Annotated in this window: 15 protein-coding genes; 8 read left to right on the top strand and 7 right to left on the bottom strand. The window is 43.9% G+C overall.

What is annotated here, in order from left to right:
• Positions 1-22 precede the first annotated feature (22 nt).
• Positions 23-1,525 carry an arylsulfatase gene (locus L4D74_RS17140; protein ID WP_428753519.1) on the top strand — a complete coding sequence of 501 codons (1,503 nt, stop codon included), beginning with the start codon at positions 23-25 and terminating at the stop codon, positions 1,523-1,525.
• Between the two features lie 44 nt (positions 1,526-1,569).
• Here L4D74_RS17140 and L4D74_RS17135 read toward each other — a convergent pair whose 3' ends face one another.
• Positions 1,570-2,139, bottom strand: a complete 570-nt coding sequence (locus L4D74_RS17135) for a TetR/AcrR family transcriptional regulator (RefSeq protein WP_428753517.1) — start codon at positions 2,137-2,139, stop codon at positions 1,570-1,572.
• Between the two features lie 162 nt (positions 2,140-2,301).
• Here L4D74_RS17135 and L4D74_RS17130 point away from each other — a divergent pair, with 162 nt between their 5' ends.
• The 4 genes from L4D74_RS17130 (at position 2,302) to L4D74_RS17115 (ending at position 6,170) form a co-directional block, all read left to right on the top strand.
• Entirely contained in the window at positions 2,302-3,540 is a 1,239-nt protein-coding gene (locus L4D74_RS17130) for a CinA family nicotinamide mononucleotide deamidase-related protein (protein WP_428753516.1), read from the top strand.
• A 226-nt stretch (positions 3,541-3,766) separates the two neighbouring features.
• The gene (locus L4D74_RS17125; protein ID WP_265675548.1) at positions 3,767-4,009 is read left to right on the top strand and encodes a hypothetical protein; all 243 of its coding nucleotides are present in this window, start codon (positions 3,767-3,769) and stop codon (positions 4,007-4,009) included.
• Between the two features lie 283 nt (positions 4,010-4,292).
• A complete protein-coding gene (locus L4D74_RS17120; RefSeq protein ID WP_428753515.1) occupies positions 4,293-5,309 on the top strand; it encodes a DUF2804 domain-containing protein in 1,017 nt (338 codons plus the stop codon).
• A 12-nt stretch (positions 5,310-5,321) separates the two neighbouring features.
• On the top strand, positions 5,322-6,170 hold the full coding sequence (locus L4D74_RS17115; RefSeq protein WP_428753514.1) for a sterol desaturase family protein: 849 nt from the start codon (positions 5,322-5,324) through the stop codon (positions 6,168-6,170).
• Between the two features lie 102 nt (positions 6,171-6,272).
• On the opposite strand, the gene yfaE is transcribed toward L4D74_RS17115, so the two are convergent.
• From yfaE to ubiG, 4 genes are all read right to left on the bottom strand, one after another.
• The gene (gene yfaE, locus L4D74_RS17110; protein ID WP_428753512.1) at positions 6,273-6,548 is read right to left on the bottom strand and encodes a class I ribonucleotide reductase maintenance protein YfaE; all 276 of its coding nucleotides are present in this window, start codon (positions 6,546-6,548) and stop codon (positions 6,273-6,275) included.
• The gene (gene nrdB / locus L4D74_RS17105) at positions 6,548-7,681 is read right to left on the bottom strand and encodes a class Ia ribonucleoside-diphosphate reductase subunit beta (protein ID WP_428753511.1); all 1,134 of its coding nucleotides are present in this window, start codon (positions 7,679-7,681) and stop codon (positions 6,548-6,550) included. The genes yfaE and nrdB overlap by 1 nt, the downstream gene beginning before the upstream one ends.
• A 68-nt stretch (positions 7,682-7,749) precedes the next feature.
• The gene (gene nrdA, locus L4D74_RS17100) at positions 7,750-10,038 is read right to left on the bottom strand and encodes a class 1a ribonucleoside-diphosphate reductase subunit alpha (RefSeq protein ID WP_428753510.1); all 2,289 of its coding nucleotides are present in this window, start codon (positions 10,036-10,038) and stop codon (positions 7,750-7,752) included.
• Between the two features lie 694 nt (positions 10,039-10,732).
• The gene (gene ubiG, locus L4D74_RS17095) at positions 10,733-11,443 is read right to left on the bottom strand and encodes a bifunctional 2-polyprenyl-6-hydroxyphenol methylase/3-demethylubiquinol 3-O-methyltransferase UbiG (RefSeq protein WP_428753509.1); all 711 of its coding nucleotides are present in this window, start codon (positions 11,441-11,443) and stop codon (positions 10,733-10,735) included.
• Between the two features lie 308 nt (positions 11,444-11,751).
• Between ubiG and gyrA the strand changes: the two genes are divergently transcribed.
• Positions 11,752-14,397: a DNA topoisomerase (ATP-hydrolyzing) subunit A gene (gene gyrA / locus L4D74_RS17090; protein ID WP_428753508.1), complete on the top strand. Its 2,646-nt coding sequence runs from the start codon at positions 11,752-11,754 to the stop codon at positions 14,395-14,397.
• 160 nt (positions 14,398-14,557) lie between these two features.
• Here gyrA and dbpA read toward each other — a convergent pair whose 3' ends face one another.
• Positions 14,558-15,934, bottom strand: coding sequence for an ATP-dependent RNA helicase DbpA (gene dbpA / locus L4D74_RS17085; protein WP_265675540.1), 1,377 nt, complete (start codon positions 15,932-15,934; stop codon positions 14,558-14,560).
• 260 nt (positions 15,935-16,194) lie between these two features.
• Positions 16,195-16,671: a WbuC family cupin fold metalloprotein gene (locus L4D74_RS17080; RefSeq protein WP_428753506.1), complete on the bottom strand. Its 477-nt coding sequence runs from the start codon at positions 16,669-16,671 to the stop codon at positions 16,195-16,197.
• 225 nt (positions 16,672-16,896) lie between these two features.
• On the opposite strand from L4D74_RS17080, the gene L4D74_RS17075 reads away from it, so the two are divergent.
• Together L4D74_RS17075 and L4D74_RS17070 are read left to right on the top strand one after the other, a co-directional pair.
• A complete protein-coding gene (locus tag L4D74_RS17075) occupies positions 16,897-17,070 on the top strand; it encodes a hypothetical protein (RefSeq protein WP_428753505.1) in 174 nt (57 codons plus the stop codon).
• 283 nt (positions 17,071-17,353) lie between these two features.
• Complete coding sequence (locus tag L4D74_RS17070; RefSeq protein ID WP_428753504.1) at positions 17,354-17,950, top strand: GTP cyclohydrolase II; 597 nt, start codon at positions 17,354-17,356, stop codon at positions 17,948-17,950.
• Positions 17,951-18,101 lie beyond the last annotated feature (151 nt).

Genomic DNA, 18,101 nt, shown 5'->3' with positions numbered 1-18,101 from the left:
CGTGAATATATTAGGAGGCAGGATGCACCGTATATTAATGAAATGGTTAGTGGTGAGTTTATTGGGCTTGAGTTCATTTGTGAATGCGAATGAAAAGCCACCAAATATCTTTGTTATTTTTACTGATGATATCGGTATCTCTAACCTAAGTGCTTACCATCGGGGGTTAATGAGTAGTGAGACGCCCAATATTGATAGTATTGCCGAGAAAGGGATGTTGCTGACGGACTATTATGCTCAGCCTTCTTGCACCGCAGGGCGCTCAGCATTTATTACCGGACAGTTTCCCGTTCGTACCGGCATGCATACTGTTGGCCTTCCAGGTAGTCCAGTAGGGCTGAATGCTGAAACTCCGACACTGCCGGAAATACTGAAAACCTTTGGCTATACAACGGGTCAGTTTGGTAAGAACCATTTAGGTGACCGAGATGAAGTGCTACCAACAATGAATGGTTTCGATGAATATTGGGGCTGGCTATACCATCTTAATGCGATGGAATACACCGAAGATCCTGATTGGCCAAAAGACGAAGCGTTCCAGAAATTTGCACCACGGAATGTGATTCATTCCAAATCAGATGGCAAGGGTGGACAAACCATCAAAGATGATGGACCTTTGACCATCGAACGCATGCGTACTTTAGACGATGAGGTTAATAAACATACGATCAACTTCATTGAAAATGCGGTGAAACAAGACAAACCTTTTTTCACTTGGTATTGCCCGTCAAGAGGCCATGTTTGGACCCACTTGTCCCCAGAATACGAAGCCATGCTTGGACAAAACGGTTGGGGCTTGCAAGAAGTCGTGATGAAAGACCTTGATGATCATGTCGGTGAGATGCTTGCCAAATTAGAAGAGTTGGGCGTGGCCGATAACACGATTGTGATCTTTACGGCGGATAATGGGCCAGAAATCATGACTTGGCCTGATGGTGGTATGACGCCATTTCACGGTGAAAAAGGCTCGACATGGGAAGGGGGGGTTCGTGCGCCTCTGATCGTGAGCTGGCCAGGTAAGATTCCAGCCGGACAAATACACAACGGCATGTTTGACGGTATGGACTGGTTACCTACGCTTGTTGAAGCGGCGGGGGGACCAAGCGATCTTAAACAACAAATGCTGACTGGTTATGAAGGCTTTAAAGCGCATTTGGATGGTTACAATCAAACAGCAATGCTAACCGAGTTAGCTCCGTCAAACCGTAAAGAGATCATATACTACGAGCGTGATCGACTCCAAGCGGTTCGGGTTGGTGATTGGAAAGCTCACTTTGTGGTGCAAAACCACGGTTGGAGTGGACCGAAAGAAGAACTCAACGCACCGCTGCTGTTTAATCTACGTCGTGACCCTTACGAGCGTGCTGCCGAGGAATCTGGTATGTACATCAACTGGATGGGTAAGAAAATGTGGGCGTTTGGTCCCGCTCAGGCGACGGTACAGCAACACTTAGAGAGCTTTAAAGAGTGGCCTCCTGTCACTTTTGAGCCGGATGCGGTGGATGTATCCGGAATAGGGCGCTAAATGGTTGTTAATTAGCTTAGTTATTAAAGGGCTGCTTGCAGCCCTTATTTTATCAGTAACTTAGTTTCGGTCATGGCTTGCTCTAAGTGCGTTCGGTCTTTTTGCATGGCGCACAGTAGTGTGGCACCTAGCCACTTAGCATAAAGTGTTCGCGAAGCCATGTAAGGGTTTTCAATGGTCAGCAGACCTTGCTCGTTGCCAGATGTGAAGTAACCCGCCATACGATTGATGACCTTCTCTGCGCCATTATCTAACTCGGCTTGCATGCTCGATGATGTTCCAGATATTTCTCCGGACAATTTCACCACCAAACATTTGATCTGAAAGTCCTCAGTCACTTTTGATTCTGACCAGAACTCGAAATAACGTATCGATCGCTGTTCAAAGGTGATGGAGCTGTCTTCAAGATATTGACTGAGCGTGTTTAGATGGACCTTAAAATAGTCCTCTAATAACTGACGACCGAAATCTTCCTTCGATTTGAAATGGTGGTAGAAAGAGCCTTTCGTCGCGTTCGCTTGTTGAATGATCTTCATAATACCAATACCAGCAAATCCATGTTCGCTAATGAGCTCAAACCCAGCGTTGAGAAGTGTTTGTTTTAAATCAGCCATAAGTCCACCATTTGTTGCAATCGGCGACTATTGTAACCCTGAACAAACAGACCGTACAGTCTAGTAGCGTTAGCATCGTTAATCGGGTGATTTGCCACGAAATCGCTATTGCTATTTCAACAACTCATGTCATCCTTATGGAAAAACCTACAAGGAGAGATCATGCCTAAAATTGCAATGTTGAGTACTGGTGAAGAAGTATTGTATGGCGATATTGTTGATACCAATGCTGCATGGCTCAGCCGTCTATTTTATGAGCATGGGTTTTCCATGTCGAAGCGCTCAACGGTAGGAGATCAGCGAACTGCATTGCTACAAGAGATGGTCATGCTGAGTTTGAATTTGGATGTGGTGATTGTCAATGGTGGCTTGGGCCCTACGTCTGACGATCTCACGGCTGAAGTGGCTGCCGAAGCCGCGGATCAACCTTTGGTGTTGAATCAAGATTGGTTGGAGACGCTGACAGCTTTTTATGCTCAACGTGGTAAATCCATGCCTGACAGCAATATCAAACAAGCGATGTTGCCTGAGGGAGCAGTGGTAGTCGATAACCCAATTGGCACCGCGTGTGGCTTTAAAATGATGATCAATGATTGCCTGTTTTACTTTACCCCTGGTGTGCCAAGCGAATTTAAAAAGATGGCAACAGAGCAAATATTACCAGATTTGAAGCGACAGTTTGGACAGTCAGCGGGCCGAGATTGTCGCCGTTTGTACACGTTTGGCCTTTCCGAGTCAGGTATCGCAGATACCTTGTCTGTAATTGCTTTGCCAGACGGCTATGAGCTTGGTTATCGTTCGTACCTACCTTTTATTGAAGTAAAGCTCTTTGGTCCTTCTCAAGATGTAGAGAAAGGCGTGCGCCTCCTCGCGATGATAGAGAAATTACTGCATCAAAATGTGGTCAGTGTTGATGAACCAATGTTGTCTCGTATTAGCCACCTAGTGGACACTCATAAGCCGACGCTCGCCATATCTGAACATGCGACTAAAGGGTACTTGTCGGCATGGCTACAAGATGATGAGTCATTAGCTCGTTATTGCGGTGCAACATGGATACTAGGCGACAAGACGTCTTCACCTTTGACGAAAGAAGGTGAACCTCTAGGTGCGGTTCTTGCATTGGCTGCTGCGACAAAAAGCAATTGCGAGGCGGATATTGCTTTGGCGACGGGAAAGTTTGAGTCGGGTGTATTTTCAGTTGCGATTGCGACACCAAAAGGAGAGTGGGGACAGATTCTCCAATTACAGCGCAAGTATAGCTCGAAGGATGTAAAAACGATCATTGCCACGGTCGCTGGGGACATGTTACGACGTTACTTAGATGGCAAGCCAATGTTTCCCGATTATGGCTACGTGAATCGTAAAGAGGAGATCTACGTGCCTTCTAGTGTGCTGTAAGGGCCGGGTAAGTTAGACTTTTTCTGGTTCGTATAGCCCTCATGAAATCTATTCAATTAAGTGCGTATATGCCAATTGGTTATCACTATATAAATATAAGATCTATGTCACAGTATATTGATCTTAAAGCAAAAGTTTAGATTCTCATTTTTGAGAGTAGCTCTTCTTAAAAAATTGATTAGAATCAATGTTCACTCTGGAAACAGTGGTGTCTAGGGAGGAAGCAATGATTCAACAATCAAAGATTCGTGTGGTATACCAAGTCGCAAATGAGAAGATCATGTTAGGCGAAGCCTTTAGTAAAACATGCGGTGATATTGCGGCGATGTGGTTGAAAGCACCGATGGAAGACCTTTTGTCTGATGAAGAAGGATTTAAGATTTCACTTTATGATGATGGTGGTCGTCACGTAGCGGATAAAGCCGTCTCGATGGGTACCGCCGATAGCATTCTAGCGACGGTTGATTAGCCGTCTACATCGTATTTTCTCTTTTAAGCCGGTTTATTAAACCGGCTTTTCTTTTTGTAGTGGCATGCTCAGCCATTTATTTCTGCCCTTTTCTTATTACCTCTGCTGTCTGACACCTATCGTAGGTTCGTTATCTATAGCGAATGATAAGCCAGTAGTTATTAACTAATGCATTCATCAAATGTGATCTATTTTGTGCTTTTGCTCTAATTTTAATCACAATTATAAATCATGGCTCATACTCGATGTAACACGTCTATTACGGTTAGAGTATGAAGTTATTATGAGTGCATCATCGCTGGTGGAAATCGAAAGCCTATTTAACGATAACGGGGAACCAGAATTTGGTCACCTTACTGCTATCCCTAAATACCTTGATTTAGAACGTTTTGTGTATCGCACCACAATGGACAAAACGGCAAATCGCTTGGCGAAGTATTTTCATTATAAGCAATTTGAATTTGTCAGTATTAGTACGCCAGATTACATCATAGGGGTGGCGATGGCTGACATACGTTACCTCGGCAATAGTTTTTATTATGTTTATGACATTGCCACGAATGAGCTTATAGAGGCGAAAACAATCCAACCCTTGGGCTATCGCTATCAGTTAATGCCTTCGCCATGGCAAAGCATCAGCTATTTTAACGCCTTGGGAACACGGATTGAAATCGAGGAGGGGTTATGGCGGGTCACGGTTGATTCTGAGTTACTTGATATGGACATCATATTGAACCCTTCTAGTGTGGGAGGCCCGCTCATGCTGTGTACGCCTACGGGTTATTCAGGCTGGACGTATACGCAAAAACACAATGCTTTGGCAGTAACAGGCCGTATAAAGGTGCAAGGTAAAGCGCTTGATGTGTCGACTTGTCTTGCTGGTTATGATTTTTCTGCAGGCTATATGAGGCAAGAGACCAGTTGGCGCTGGGCCAGTCTTAATGCGACGGTCAACGAGCGTCGAATCGGTGTAAATTTAGCGGCTGGTGTCAACGAAACAGGGGCGACGGAAAACACGTTATGGATCGATGGGCAACGTTATCTACTTAATGGTGTGCATTTTGATTTTGATCGGCTGGACTCGAATAAACCATGGCGGATCTATGGGGATGACGGTGCCATCGATCTTACCTTTCAACCCCTTCAATCAAGGTCAGAAAAGCTCAACTTTGGACTATTGAAGAGCAATTTTCGCCAGTACGTCGGTTACTTTTCCGGAGTATTAACGGATCTAGAAGGTAATCGCTATCCATTAGACCGTGTGCTTGGTTTGACGGAAGATCATTATGCAAAATGGTAAGGAGAACTTAGCGTGACTGATATCGTCGATAACCCAGAGTGGCTATTACTGCTGCTTGCCCCTGTTTTTTTGGTCATGATGGGGCTTGAATATATCTTTGGTCAGCGAGCAGGACGGTTACCTACATCAGGGTATTACTCGTTAAAAGAGCTCATGTGCAATTTTAGCTTGGCCGGGTTGCATCAGTTGTCTGATCTGCTTGCGGGTCTACTTATTTCCTATTTATATTTGAGTGTATTTGGCTGGCGCTGGTTTGATATAGAAATGTCGCTATCAACGTTTTTATTACTGATGATTTTGCAGGATTTTTTCTATTATTGGTTCCATAGAGCGAGTCATCGAGTTCGTTGGATGTGGGCGGCACATGTTGTTCATCATAGCTCGGAGGGCATGAATTTTAGTACTGCCTTTAGACAAAGCCTAATGTACCCATTAGCCGGGATGTGGTTATTCTGGTTACCACTGATTGTCATAGGGTTTGACCCTAAGTGGGTAGTGTTCGTTGTGCTGTTGAATTTGGGGTTACAGTTTTTCGTACATACTCAATGGATCAAGCGTCTCGGTTGGTTGGAATGGGTGTTTAATACCCCTTCGCATCATCGTGTTCATCATGGTCGGAATTCGCAATACATCGATAAAAATTATGCCGGAGTGCTGATAGTCTGGGATCGAATGTTTGGTACGTTTGAGCCTGAAGTGGAGACGGTAAGATATGGCATCAGCAAGCCAGTCGAAAGCTTTAATCCCATTACAGTGACGTTTGCCGAGTGGAAAGACATGTGGCGGGATGTTTTTGCACCAGACAAAACGTTAAAGCAACGGCTTACTACCATGCTATCGCCGCCGAATGATAACAAATAGGGCAATTAGGGTAGGTGGTATAGAACAAGATTAACGACAGATTTAAATGAGCGGCAATAAAAAACGGCTCATGAAGAGCCGTTTAAAGAGGAGGGAGCTTGTTTATGCTCGCTTCTTTACTTGATGCGCAATATCGCCGAGTTCAATATTCGTTTTCGCCCGACAGATACAAGGTAATATTTCATTACTTTTTGTGTAAGCCATTGCAAACCCTACGTATTCTACTTCTCCAGAAACCAACGTACAGCGACAAGCGCCACAATGACCGTCTCGGCAGTTGTACTCTGGTTCTAACCCCGCTTGTTCTAGGGTCTCTAAGACCGTATTAGAAGGGTTAGATTCAATGGTAGTGATAGAGTTTATCTTAATGGTTGGCATTAAAGTTCGAAGTCCTCGAAGTCGTTCGCGCTTACTTCATTATCAATTTGACCAACAAGATAAGAACTAATTTCGGCTTCTTGAGGGGCAACTTGAACATTATCTGAAGATAACCAAGCGTTAATCCAAGGGATCGGGTTCGATGTCGCTTCCGGATATGCCACACCCAAGCCAACAGCTTGCATACGCACGTTTGTGATGTACTCTACGTATTGGCATAGGATATCTTTGTTCAAGCCAATCATTGAACCATCTTTGAATAGGTATTCAGCCCATTCTTTTTCTTGTTCTGCTGCGTCTTTAAACAGGTCGAAACAGTCTTGCTTGCACTCTTCTGCAATTTGCATGAATGAGAAATCATCCTGACCGTTACGAAGAATGTTAACCATGTGCTGCGTGCCAGTAAGGTGCAATGCTTCATCACGTGCAATCAACTTAATGATTTTTGCGTTACCTTCCATCAGCTCGCGCTCCGCAAAGGCAAACGAACAAGCAAAACTTACGTAGAAACGAATCGCTTCCAACGCGTTCACTGACATCAAGCAAAGGTAGAGTTTTTTCTTAAGCTCATACAGGCTAACTTTAACTTCGTCACCATTCAGAACGTGCGTACCTTCGCCGTAGCGGTGGTAGTCATTTGTTGCTTGAATGAGGTCGTCGTAGTAATGCGCAATGTCTTTAGCACGCTTTAAAATGTGCTCATTTTCCACGATGTCGTCAAAGACGACACTTGGGTCATTGACAATATTGCGAATGATGTGTGTATATGAGCGAGAATGGATCGTTTCAGAGAACGACCATGTTTCAATCCAAGTTTCAAGCTCTGGAAGTGACACCAATGGTAAAAGCGCCACGTTAGGGCTACGACCTTGAATTGAATCAAGCAGAGTTTGATATTTCAAGTTACTGATGAAAATGTGCTTTTCATGTTCTGGTAGCTTGTTGTAGTCGATACGATCGCTGGATACGTCAACTTCTTCTGGTCGCCAGAAAAAGGAAAGCTGTTTCTCGATCAACTTTTCGAAAATCTCGAATTTTTGTTGGTCATAACGCGCTACGTTGACCGGTTGGCCTAAGAACATTGGTTCTTTTAGGGCGTTATTTTTTGTTTGAGTAAAAGTACTGTAAGCCATGGTGCTGCAATCCTTTTTAGCCCCTTCGCTAAGGAAAGGGCTGTGTTACTAATTTGTCTTATGAACGGTTAAATCTTACAACCGCCGCCTGCACAATCATCTTCTTGTTCAACAACCACGCCTTTATCGCCTTGGTCATCTTTTGCACCGTCTCGGGTGTTATGATAGTACAGAGTTTTTACACCGAACTTATAGGCAGTCAGAAGGTCTTGAAGTAATTTCTTCATCGGAACCTTACCGCTGTCATAGACGCTCGGGTCATAGTTTGTGTTAGCTGAGATAGCTTGGTCAACAAACTTTTGCATGATGCCCACAAGGTGCAGGTAGCCGTCGTTGTTACCAATCTCCCAAAGTAACTCGTAGTTCTCTTTAAGATTGACAAAATCAGGCACAACTTGCTTCAAAATACCATCTTTAGAGGCTTTTACTGAAACGTAGCCACGAGGCGGCTCAATGCCATTGGTCGCATTTGAAATTTGAGATGACGTCTCTGACGGCATAAGTGCAGTCAATGTCGAGTTTCTAAGGCCAAACTCCATGATTTCTTCACGCAGTTTATCCCAATCGTAATGCAGTGGCTCGTCACATAAAGAGTTGATATCACTCTTGTAAGTGTCGATAGGCAACAAACCTTTCGCGTAGTTGGTTTCGTTAAACAGAGGGCAACGACCTTGCTCTTTCGATAACTCAACAGACGCCTTCAATAGGTGATATTGAATCGCTTCAAAGGTGCGGTGTGTCAGATTATTCGCTGACCCATCAGAGTACTTCACGCCATTCTTCGCTAAGTAGTAGGCGTAGTTAATCACACCAACCCCTAACGTACGGCGGTTCATAGTGGACTTGTACGCTGCTGGTAGCGGGTAATCTTGGTAGTCGAGTAGCGCGTCTAACGCACGAACCACAAGGTCAGAAAGCTCAGCAAGATCATCAAGCTCATTGATGGCACCAAGGTTAAATGCAGACAGAGTACAAAGTGCGATTTCGCCTTCGTCATCTTCAACATTACTTAGTGGTTTAGTTGGCAGCGCGATTTCCAAACAAAGGTTAGATTGACGCACTGGTGCAACTTTTGAATCAAATGGGCTGTGTGTATTACAGTGATCGACATTCTGAATGTAGATACGACCCGTTGATGCACGCTCTTGCATGAGCAATGAGAATAGCTCGACCGCTTTAACCGTTTCTTTTTTGATTGAAGGGTCGTTTTCGTATTGAACGTATAGGCGCTCAAATTCGTCTTGATCTTCAAAGAACGCGTCGTATAAACCCGGTACGTCAGACGGCGAGAACAAGGTAATATTGCCACCTTTTACAAGACGCGAGTACATCAGCTTATTGAGTTGAACGCCATAGTCCATATGACGAACACGGTTTTCTTCAACACCACGGTTATTCTTCAATACAAGCAGTGATTGAACTTCACCATGCCACATCGGATAGAAAACAGTTGCAGCACCGCCACGAACACCACCTTGAGAGCAACATTTAACTGCCGTTTGGAAGTATTTGTAGAATGGGATACAGCCAGTGTGGAAGGCTTCGCCACCACGGATTTCCGAACCAAGAGCACGAATTCGACCTGCGTTGATACCAATACCAGCGCGTTGTGAAACGTAACGAACGATAGAGCTTGCTGTCGCGTTAATCGAATCTAAGCTGTCACCACACTCAATCAGTACACAAGAGCTAAACTGGCGAGTAGGGGTACGTACACCAGACATAATCGGTGTAGGTAGAGAAATCTTGAAAGTTGATGTCGCATCGTAGAATCGCTTGATGTAGTCAAGACGCGTTTCTTTTGGATACTTAGCAAATAAACAAGCAGCAACTAAAATGTACAAAAATTGTGCGCTTTCAAAGATTTGACCCGTTACACGGTTTTGCACGAAGTACTTACCTTCCAGCTGTTTAACAGCGGCGTAGGAGAAATCGTGATCACGAGTGTGGTCAATGTAGCTATCGAGCTCATCAAATTCAGCTTTGGTGTAGTCAACAAGTAGGTGCTTGTCGTATTTACCTGCTTCAACCATCTTAGACACTTGGTCAAATAGCGTTGGCGGCTCGTATTGGCCGTACGCTTTTTTACGAAGGTGGAAAATAGCTAAGCGAGCAGATAAATATTGATAATCTGGCGTCTCTTCTGAAATGAGATCTGCTGCTGACTTAATGATGGTCTCATGAATATCAGATGTCGTGATCCCGTCGTAAAACTGGATATGAGCTTTTAGTTCTACTTGCGAGACGGATACATTCTGAAGACCTTCGGCTGCCCATGCAATAACACGGTGAATCTTCTCAAGGTCGATAGTTTCTTTGCGGCCATTACGTTTGGTAACGGTTAGTTGCTGGTTCATTCTGAGGTGTTCCCTAACAAAACAATATGAAGTCTTGCTTTTATGAAATTTTGTTGAGTCTTAGCGATGACTTCGTGATCCAAGTCGCCCTATAGCTTTTTGTTGTTAACACAAGATATAGGGGTAATTTGCATTCCGGCTTACAAGATAGTGCTATAAGCCAAAATTTTCAAGTTCACATATTTGTTTGAAACTGTGGATAAGCAGGGGACAGAAAAAAACTGTTAGTAGATACTAACCATTGAAGATAGAGCAGACTTAGTGGTGAAATTTGTATGCTAGTAAAATGGTTTTCTTTTAACCATTTCAAAAAAAAATTCCTTGATCTTTGATAATTTCTGGACGGTATTGAGTAGATAATTAAAAGTGCGATATTAGGCTGCAAAACGCACAGGTTTGTCTTGTTTTTGTAGCGCATTTGTGTCGAAAAATTAACGTTGTTAATCTTGTGCAACGCATGGCAGTGCAGGCTGGGGAGTGAGGGTTTTGCAGTAGGTCGGGATCGAGTGATTACAGCAGATGTTGTGGCACCCGTAGTAAAACTATCACAGAGTTTAAGGCTTACAAGATGACGATACTTCAAGTTGGTATAACCATCGGTATGGAGGAAATGAGCGTTGGACTACCACGATTGGCGTACTAGTGACACAAAGAGTAGCCTGTGAACTCTACTCTTTGCATTCATAAGAATCTTCTATTTCGCTTTTTCTGTATAGACTATGTAGTTGATGTCGACACGTTTACCTAGCTTATAGCTATCCGTAAGTGGGTTGTATTGCAGACCTGTGATGCCTTTCTCAACCAATTCGGTTTTGTCGACCATTTTTATCAGCTCCGATGGCTTGATAAACTTTTCATGGTCGTGGGTACCATCGGGTACGATTTTGAGTAGCTTTTCTGCGCCTACAATGGCGAATAGATAAGACTGCAGGTTACGATTCAACGTCGAGAAAAAGACTTGTCCGCCAGGCTTTACAAGTTTTGCGCATGAAGCAATGACAGATGCAGGATCTGGGACATGTTCAAGCATTTCCATGCAGGTTACCACGTCGTATTCCCCTGCATGCTCACTCGCATGCTGCTCAACAGTGCTTTGAACATAAGTGAGTTTGGTACCAGTTTCTAACGCATGCAATCTTGCAACCTCTAGGGGCTCCTTGCCCATATCGAGTCCGGTAACTGTTGCGCCTTGGACCGCCATACTTTCGGCGAGTATGCCGCCACCACAGCCCACATCGAGGACTTTTTTGCCAAACAGCCCATTGGCATTTTCAAGAACATAATTAAGTCGTAATGGGTTAATTTGATGCAGAGGTTTGAATTCGCCTTCAAGATCCCACCAACGGCTTGCCATGTCTTCAAATTTTTTGATTTCGTCTAAATCGACGTTTTGATGCTTATCCATAGTGAGCAATGCCTATTTCCAATTTTTCGTCGAGTATACCGCAAATCTTTTTTACTACGAATACCATGAAGTGGGTTTATGTGTTTTTGGCTACCTTGGCAAATTTCAGCCAAATAGTGGTGGTTTTTGCACCACTTCTCAATGTGATGGTTTGGAAATGTGCAAATAGTGGACAGTTGAATCGTAACAAAGGTCACAACATGATAAAAGCCGCGTGAAAGTGATGCCGAACCAGGTATTATTGTGTTATATTTTCTGACCTTATACGTATCGAATATACGATCAATATATAGAGGAATGTTAGCTCTATGAGCGATCTAGCTAAAGAGATCACGCCCGTAAATATAGAAGATGAGCTGAGAGGCTCTTACCTCGACTACGCGATGTCCGTCATCGTTGGTCGTGCTCTTCCTGACGTGCGTGATGGCCTAAAACCAGTGCACCGTCGTGTTTTATTCGCGATGAACGTGCTAGGCAATGATTGGAACAAAGCATACAAAAAATCTGCTCGTGTAGTAGGCGATGTTATTGGTAAATATCACCCACATGGTGATAGTGCAGTTTACGAATCGATTGTTCGTATGGCACAGCCATTCTCGCTTCGTTACATGCTGGTCGATGGCCAAGGTAACTTTGGCTCGGTCGATGGTGATTCAGCAGCGGCCATGCGTTACACCGAAGTACGTATGTCGAAAATTGCTGGCGAACTGTTGGCAGACCTTGATAAAGAGACGGTTGATTACGTTCCCAACTATGATGGGACAGAGCAAATTCCTGCAGTATTACCAACAAAAATCCCTAACCTATTGGTTAACGGTGCGTCTGGTATCGCGGTAGGTATGGCAACAAATATTCCACCACACAACTTAAATGAAGTGATTGATGGATGTTTGGCCTTTATTGCTAATGAAGAGATTACGATTGACGAGCTCATGGATTACATCCCTGGGCCTGACTTCCCGACAGCTGCATTAATCAGTGGCCGTAAAGGTATCATTGACGCCTACAAGACGGGTCGTGGTAAAGTGTATATGCGCTCGAAAGCGGATATTGAAGTAGAGAAAAATGGTAAAGAAACCATTATCGTTACTGAAATCCCGTATCAAGTGAACAAAGCACGTCTGATTGAAAAAATTGCTGAGCTTGTTAAAGACAAGAAAGTAGAAGGCATTAGTGCACTGCGTGATGAGTCGGATAAAGACGGCATGCGTATTGTTATCGAATGTAAGCGTGACGCTGTGGGTGAGGTTGTCCTTAATAACCTTTATTCACAAACTCAGCTGCAAACGACATTTGGTATCAACATGGTTGCGCTTAACAACGGCCAACCACAGCTTTTCAACCTGAAAGACATGTTGAAGTGCTTCGTTGATCACCGTCGTGAAGTGGTAACACGTCGTACTATCTTCGAACTGAAGAAAGCACGTGACCGTGCTCATATCCTTGAAGCTTTATCTCTTGCATTAGCGAACATTGATGAAATCATCGAATTGATTCGTAACGCACCAACGCCAGCAGAAGCGAAAGCTGGTCTTGTGGCGCGCGGTTGGGAATTGGGTAATGTTGCTTCTATGCTTGAAAGAGCGGGAACTGATGCTGCTCGTCCTGATTGGTTGGAAGATGAGTACGGTATCCGTGATGGTCTTTACTACCTAACAGAGCAACAAGCACAAGCGATTCTTGAACTTCGTCTACACCGTCTAACTGGTCTAGAGCATGAGAAGATTCTTGATGAATACAAAGCGCTTCTAGAAGAAATTGCTGAACTGCTGCACATTTTGGGTAGCACAGAGCGCTTGATGGAAGTGATTCGTGAAGAGCTTGAATTAGTTCAAGCGACTTACGGCGATGCGCGTCGCAGTGAAATTACTGCTGCGGTACACGATATTGACATGGAAGAGCTGATTGCTCGTGAAGATGTGGTTGTGACCCTATCTCATGAAGGCTATGTGAAATATCAAATCCTAAGCGACTACGAAGCTCAGCGTCGTGGTGGTAAAGGTAAGAGCGCGACTAAGATGAAGGAAGAGGATTACATCGAGCGTCTGCTTGTTGCGAATACTCATGATAACATCTTGTGCTTCTCTACTCGTGGTAAAACTTACCGTCTGAAAGTGTATCAACTGCCTCTAGCGAGCCGTGCGGCACGTGGTAAGCCTATTGTTAACCTACTTCCATTGGAAGAAGGCGAGCGTATTACTGCTATTCTGCCAGTCAGCGAATTTAGCCCAGAGAAGTTCATCTTCATGGCGACGGGCGACGGTACGGTTAAGAAGACGTCGTTGGATCAATTCTCTAACGTACGTTCGAATGGCTTAATCGCTGTTAATTTACGTGATGATGATTCATTGATTGGCGTTGATATTACCAACGGCGATAGCGACATCATGCTGTTCTCTAAAGCGGGTAAAGTGGTTCGCTTTAGTGAAGATAAAGTTCGTGCTATGGGACGTACTGCAGCAGGTGTTCGTGGTATGAAGCTTGCTGATGATGACCAAGTCGTGTCGTTGATTGTTCCTTCCAACGAAGGTGATATTTTAACGGTAACGAAAAATGGTTACGGCAAACGAACTGAGCTGGCTGAATACCCAACGAAGGGTCGTGCCACTCAAGGCGTTGTGTCTATCAAAGTTTCAGAGCGAAATGGCCCAGTAGTTGGGGCGGTGCAAGTTGAACTTGGCGATGAAATGATGATGATCACTGATGCTGGTACGTTAGTTCGTACACGCGTTGCGGAAGTAAGCCAGGTTGGCCGAAATACGCAAGGTGTGACACTGATTAGAACGGCGGATGATGAATCAGTGGTTGGTCTTCAACGCATTGATGAAGTAGAAGAAGCGGATTTACCTGAAGGAGAAGTTCTTGAAGGTGAAGAAGCAACGACTACTGCATCTGTAGAGGAAGCGCCACAAATGGACGCAGAACCTAAAGACGAAGCAGGCGATGAAGAGTAATCTTCTAAGCTAAGATCTTCTGAAGTAGGATAAGAAAAAGCCGAGCATAGCTCGGCTTTTTTGTGTCTATCGTATTTCTGGGGATAGATGCAGCTATCTAGTCCTAAACCAAAACCCTAGATTAATCGCAGTAACGCTTAATCTAGGTAGGAGAGTAATATTACAGGATACGTGCTCTAAAACTGCGGCCTTTCATTTTGCCGTTTTCAATTTTACCGTGTGCTTTCTTAGCAATCTTTTTCTCAACCGCGACAAATGACGCCATAGGGAACATGTTGATTTTACCAATCTGCGCACCTTGAATGGTTTTGTCACCAGTTAGCGCACCAAGAATATCGCCTGGACGTAGCTTTTGCTTTTTACCACCAGATACTTGGATCGTCACCATTTTCGCCTGATAAGGTTGATTTGATGATTGTGCTGGCAATTGGCTTGGCTCAATGGGCATATCAAGATATTCGTCGATTAGAGCCACACGATGCATTTCATTGCTGCTAAAGAAGCTAAACGCGAGCCCCTTATTACCAGCGCGGCCAGTACGACCAATGCGGTGAACATGGACTTCAGGATCACGTGATAACTCATAGTTAAACACGGCGTCTAGGTTATCGACATCGAGTCCACGAGCGGCAACATCCGTTGCTACTAGGACGGTAACACTTTTGTTCGCAAACTGAACCAATGCGCGGTCGCGTTCTTTTTGCTCTAGGTCGCCATGAAGATCAATGACGCTAAAGCCGCGGTGATGAAGCTCATCTGCGACATTTTGAACTTCTTTCTTAGTGTTACAGAATACAACAGCGGACTCAGGTTGGTGAGTCAGTAGTAAGTTCTCTAATGCATTATCTCGGTCTTCATGCGAATCTAATTTGTAAAAGAACTGTTGGATACTGCTGTGATCATGTTTGCTTTCAACTTTAACCACTTCGGGTTTATTCATGATACGAGAAGCAATCGCTTCAATTTGCTTAGGGAATGTTGCGCTAAAGAGCAAGGTTTGACGCTCTTTTGGTACTTCGCTAATGATAGCGTCTAGTGCGTCCTGGAAGCCCATATCCAGCATGCGATCTGCTTCATCTAGCACTAGCGTGTTTAATTCGCTTAGGTCAATGCGACCTCGCTCTAAATGGTCAAGAATACGACCAGGTGTGCCTACTAGGATGTGCGCGCCGTGTTCAAGCGACCCTATTTGAGGACCCATAGGTGTACCGCCACACAAGGTTAGTACCTTAATGTTGTGAATAGAGCGAGCGAGATTACGAATCTCTTTTGCAACTTGGTCTGCAAGCTCACGAGTAGGGCATAGCACGAGTGATTGTACTCGAAAGCGTTTAACGCGCAGGTTAGAGAGTAACCCAAGACCAAATGCAGCTGTTTTACCTGAACCGGTTTTTCCCTGACCGATAACGTCTTTACCATCAAGAATCAAAGGCAGCGATTGTGCTTGAATCTCAGTCATATTAGTAAAGCCAAGTCCTTCTAGGTTACTTAACAAAGAAGGGGATAAATTTAGGGTAGAGAAAGTGGAACTGTTCAAGTGCGATCCTTAGTGGTCATAGGGCAAGGGGGTATTATCAACATATCTGTCTGGGATACCAGCAGAAAGTGAATTTGATCTCTCTGGGAGATGGATTTTATGTGTGCTTAATCAGCAGCGGGATAAAGAAAGAGCCGTATAGAAGGCAACAAGACATGGTTACAATAGGCGCTATATGCTATGACTCTTCAGAGAGAATCATAGCATTGATACTCAACGAGCCGAATATATTGGCCTCGTTATTGAGATTTAGGTGAGGACTACTCTGAAATAGGTTGAGCCGTTCTCATCCAGTCGCGATATGCGTCCGCGCCGTCTTCGCCTTCAGCAGGTGACCAAGAAGCAAAGTCTTGTGGTTGGGTTGGAAGGTAAGCCCCTTCTTTTATTTCTAAGCCAACCGTGCCTTCGCTCATACAAGCGTAACCATGCCAAGTTCCTGGTGGGATCTCGATAGCTCGGTTAGTATCCGGTGAGAGGCTATGGCGCTCTGTCACGTGGCCTTCATCGTTGAAGATTAGCAGATCAAGCTGACCTTTTAATACTAAAAACAGTTCCCACTTATGTGACTCACTGTGCCTGTGAGGTCGCATATAGGTATCAGGTTCTGTTGATATGAATAAACGCTGTACGTTCGCGTCTAGTTGCTCGTGTAAATTATGGTGGCTGCGCTGGCGGGGGGCTTGCTTTGCGTTGTTTGAAAACGTATCAAAGTCTTGATTACTGATTATTTTTAACATTGCTAGGCTCTGTAAAGTGAACGATGCCAGGTATTCTAAAGCTTTGAGCGAAATGTGCAGCAACAAAATTTATATTGGCGTGTTTCTATTTAATTCGATGCCAACCTAGTCGCGTCAAAGTGTGATTATGATTCCAGTTCGTTCGAATTAAAGTGTACGAAAATGTCATGATGTTATTATCATTTTATGACTATAGATTAACCAGTTACGATGGTGGAAAACGCAGTGGAAGCAGCAATTAACCAGTTAAAAAAGGACTTTTACGCTCACCTAAAGTCGTATCAGGAACCGAAAGCAGCAAGTGGTTTCAAAACCCTTTCTATTTTAACTCAAGATGAATTAGCCGAGCTTGAAAATGTTTGGATTCAATTAGCAGTTTGGAAACAGACTCAGGCATAAAGTTCACCGCATTCACTCTATTTAATGGCTGCGCTCCCATCGTTGAAGTGATAATTTAACCATTAGATCATACGGTCAAACAGGTCACATTTTTATAACCCTAGGTGGAAGCACTTAGGGTTTTTTAGTGTCTTCATACTACCGACTGTTATATTATAACAACGGTTATAACAAAGTTATCATTGAAAACTCAGTGACCAACCCCCATAGTCAAGGGTAGAGTGTAGTGTGAACTGGCTAAGACGATATTGATATTGGCCTAAAAAATCAAGTGAGAGAAGTTATGGCGGAAGTACGAGCCAGAATAGAATTAAAAGTTGGACTTAATAGTGATATCCAAGCTGAGATGCTTTCCTTTCGTGGACTTAGCACAGACAAAGAGCACGTTGCTCTAATCTTTAAAAACGTCGACCAGCAACAAGATATCCCTTTGGTGAGAATGCACTCGGAATGTTTAACTGGCGATGTCTTCCACTCATCTCGTTGTGATTGTGGGGAACAGTTAGAAGAAACCATACAAAAAATGGGTGCTGAAGGCGGCATTATTCTTTATCTACGCCAAGAAGGGCGAGGTATTGGTTTATATAATAAGCTTGATGCCTATAAGCTACAATCTGAAGGCATGAATACCTATGAAGCCAATAACCATCTAGGTTTTGGTGATGATCTTCGAGACTTTTCTGAAGCAGCACAAATGCTACAAGCACTGGGTATGGATGTGATTAAATTGGTCACTAACAATCCGAAGAAAGTCCGAGAACTGCAAGAGCATGGCATCACTATTAAAGAGGTAGTGAACACCAACGCTCATGTAAAAGACGGAAACGAAAGTTACCTAAAAGCCAAAGTGTCCCATGGTAAGCACAATCTGAAATTCTAACGCCACGTTTTAATTTGTTAAGAAACCTCACGAAAGTGGGGTTTTTTTGTATTAGTCATTGAAAATAAATTGTAACTGAGTATTATTGCGCATTGATAGTGTTAATGATAACAATTCGCACTACGAAATAATAATTATGCTCAACAAGGAT

The organism is Vibrio cionasavignyae, assembly GCF_050337155.1.
In the GTDB taxonomy this organism is placed as follows: Bacteria; Pseudomonadota; Gammaproteobacteria; order Enterobacterales; family Vibrionaceae; genus Vibrio; species Vibrio nomapromontoriensis.
Note: the sequence above shows the minus strand (reverse complement) of the source record. Positions and strands in the feature narration are given on the sequence as shown.

Coding starts and splice junctions, on each gene's coding strand:
- L4D74_RS17120 (WP_428753515.1), top strand. CDS start 4,293: ATGAGTGCATCATCGCTGGTGGAAATCGAAAGCCTATTTAACGATAAC.
- L4D74_RS17140 (WP_428753519.1), top strand. CDS start 23: ATGCACCGTATATTAATGAAATGGTTAGTGGTGAGTTTATTGGGCTTG.
- ubiG (WP_428753509.1), bottom strand. CDS start 11,443: ATGGATAAGCATCAAAACGTCGATTTAGACGAAATCAAAAAATTTGAA.
- L4D74_RS17130 (WP_428753516.1), top strand. CDS start 2,302: ATGCCTAAAATTGCAATGTTGAGTACTGGTGAAGAAGTATTGTATGGC.
- L4D74_RS17070 (WP_428753504.1), top strand. CDS start 17,354: ATGGCGGAAGTACGAGCCAGAATAGAATTAAAAGTTGGACTTAATAGT.
- yfaE (WP_428753512.1), bottom strand. CDS start 6,548: ATGCCAACCATTAAGATAAACTCTATCACTACCATTGAATCTAACCCT.
- nrdB (WP_428753511.1), bottom strand. CDS start 7,681: ATGGCTTACAGTACTTTTACTCAAACAAAAAATAACGCCCTAAAAGAA.
- L4D74_RS17125 (WP_265675548.1), top strand. CDS start 3,767: ATGATTCAACAATCAAAGATTCGTGTGGTATACCAAGTCGCAAATGAG.
- gyrA (WP_428753508.1), top strand. CDS start 11,752: ATGAGCGATCTAGCTAAAGAGATCACGCCCGTAAATATAGAAGATGAG.
- nrdA (WP_428753510.1), bottom strand. CDS start 10,038: ATGAACCAGCAACTAACCGTTACCAAACGTAATGGCCGCAAAGAAACT.
- L4D74_RS17135 (WP_428753517.1), bottom strand. CDS start 2,139: ATGGCTGATTTAAAACAAACACTTCTCAACGCTGGGTTTGAGCTCATT.
- L4D74_RS17080 (WP_428753506.1), bottom strand. CDS start 16,671: ATGTTAAAAATAATCAGTAATCAAGACTTTGATACGTTTTCAAACAAC.